The following is a 1,937-nucleotide window of genomic DNA, read 5'->3' as shown; positions in this document are numbered from 1 at the left end:
GCTATTGCTAGACATATCAGCATTCACAACATTAAGTAGGATTCAGATCGAGAGGGTTGAAGTATATTAACACTACTTGTTCACCAGCGCTTAATGATGTCCCGGACTATAATATATGCCCTGATCTTGATGAACTAGCTAGTAGGACCATAAGTATCTTCCTTCCGAGCTCTTCTCCTTCAACCCTTTTATCCAGGGTGAGCAATATAATCTTGTCACCAAGGTGTAATAATAGGTACTTGTATGGTGAGCCAACCGGTTCGATGACAGCGTAGCATGGATCCTGTGTCTTCAAGTATATGTTTTCAGCCAGTTCAAAGACCTCCATGGGTGTCTCCGGTGGCCAATAGGCTATCACGCCCTCCCTGTACCCAGCCACCACTGCATACTTAACTACGATACCATCGGCTATCAACGAGAGCTCCTCTCTTACTGCATCCATATAGCTGGATCTAGTAATCGCTGGGACCCTTTCTACATAATTCTCCATCAATACTATGCACCCACAATACTATCTCCTCTTCAAAGCCTTAAATACGATGGGTTTAGAAAAACTCGTCGGTCTCGTGGATTCGACGACTCGCCGAATAAACCATGAAAGCGTATATGTCTCCAAACCGTCGAATAAAGCGTTGAATATTTAAAAAGCCCCGTGTAAAACGAATTCTGGTGGCAAAGTATGCCCGGTAGGAGGAAAGGTAAAAAAGCAATAGTAGGCATTGAGGCAGCAATAGTCCTAATAGCGTTCGTAATAGTGGCTGCCGCGCTGGCATTCGTAGTATTAAACATGGGAATGTTCACAACACAGAAGAGCAAAGAGGTAATGAACCAGGCATTAAACGAGGCTAGCAGCGCACTAGAGGTTGATGGCTCGGTAATGGCATATGTGAGCACTAGTGGCAAGGTGGTCGCTATCTATATACCATTAAAGATATCACCAGGTCAGCAGGCAGTAGATCTATCAACAGATAAAATAGATGTAGTAGTGAGACTACCTAATGGCACCTTCCTAAAGGTAAACAGCGGTGTTGCTGCACCAGCTAGTACGCCGGTTAACTTAACGAGACTATATGAAGATAGTGCCACTAGCACTAGTATAAATGCAACGTTCTACATAGTACAGTCACTGCAGAATAAAGGTGTACCAGCCTTCAATGTACTAGAGGTTGGTGAAAAAGCATTATTAGTAATATATCTCCCAACGGATCTCGAGCTGGGACCTTATCAATCATTCACGGTTGAAATAAGGCCTCTCGCTGGTGCACCATTAACTATTGAGAGGATGATACCTCCAACACTGCCAGTAGGAGAGGTTATTAATCTTGTGTAGGGTTGAAGAGGTGTCTTAAATGTATAATCAGTTTTTTCCCGCCATTCATCTCATGTAGTTGTCTAGGGGTGTGGTTTAATGCTAAGCCGTGGCTTGGCTAGGGGTTTAATGCTTGTGGGCTTGACTGGTTTGATGCTTAGCGCGGCCTTGTTCATGGTTTACTATGTATTATTAACATACTTGTTTACCAGTTACCCAGGAGTTTTCAGTGTTACAGGTGGTGTTTTAGCCGGTTTGCTCGTTTTGTTTCTAGCTAGGTATTTTCTTCATGTAGCAGTTGATGCATTCCACGTATTGTACTTGTCCTGGAAAAAGGTTTTGAGAGGGTTAGATACATGTGGGTGAGACAATTGACTCTATCTGGCCCTGTAAATGCTGGTTCTGCCGCTTATTCACTAGACGAGTGCTCGGCTACTTTATTAAGAGGGATCTACAGGGGCTTGAATGCACTGGAATGGCTGGCAGGGGTGGTGGTGTAGTGGCTAGTAACGAGCTTGATGTAGCTAAGGAGCTTAAAGCGTTAAAGGAGGGACTCGAGGAGTTGAAGAGGTCTCTCGCCGAGGTGAAGGCTGTAATAGCTGATTTAACAGGCCCCTTCAGCCTTTAC

Annotated in this window: 4 protein-coding genes; 3 read left to right on the top strand and 1 reads right to left on the bottom strand. The window is 44.3% G+C overall.

Annotated elements, in window-relative coordinates; all coding sequences use genetic code 11:
• Nucleotides 1–106 precede the first annotated feature (106 nt).
• Entirely contained in the window at nt 107–493 is a 387-nt protein-coding gene (locus tag ACP5N5_RS06825; protein WP_428134426.1) for a hypothetical protein, read from the bottom strand.
• A gap of 186 nt (nt 494–679) precedes the next feature.
• Between ACP5N5_RS06825 and ACP5N5_RS06820 the strand changes: the two genes are divergently transcribed.
• From ACP5N5_RS06820 to ACP5N5_RS06810, 3 genes are all read left to right on the top strand, one after another.
• Nucleotides 680–1,330 carry an archaellin/type IV pilin N-terminal domain-containing protein gene (locus ACP5N5_RS06820; protein ID WP_428134423.1) on the top strand — a complete coding sequence of 217 codons (651 nt, stop codon included), beginning with the start codon at nt 680–682 and terminating at the stop codon, nt 1,328–1,330.
• Nucleotides 1,331–1,408: 78 nt separating this feature from the next.
• Nucleotides 1,409–1,675, top strand: coding sequence for a hypothetical protein (locus ACP5N5_RS06815; protein WP_276813994.1), 267 nt, complete (start codon nt 1,409–1,411; stop codon nt 1,673–1,675).
• Nucleotides 1,668–1,937, top strand: a 270-nt coding sequence (locus ACP5N5_RS06810) for a hypothetical protein (RefSeq protein ID WP_428134418.1), incomplete at its 3' end; no start/stop codon positions are given. The genes ACP5N5_RS06815 and ACP5N5_RS06810, both read left to right, overlap by 8 nt.

This window comes from Desulfurococcus sp. (assembly GCF_049970475.1).
GTDB classification, from domain to species: domain Archaea; phylum Thermoproteota; class Thermoprotei_A; order Sulfolobales; family Desulfurococcaceae; genus Desulfurococcus; species Desulfurococcus amylolyticus.
This window is presented reverse-complemented; position numbering and strand designations above follow the sequence as displayed.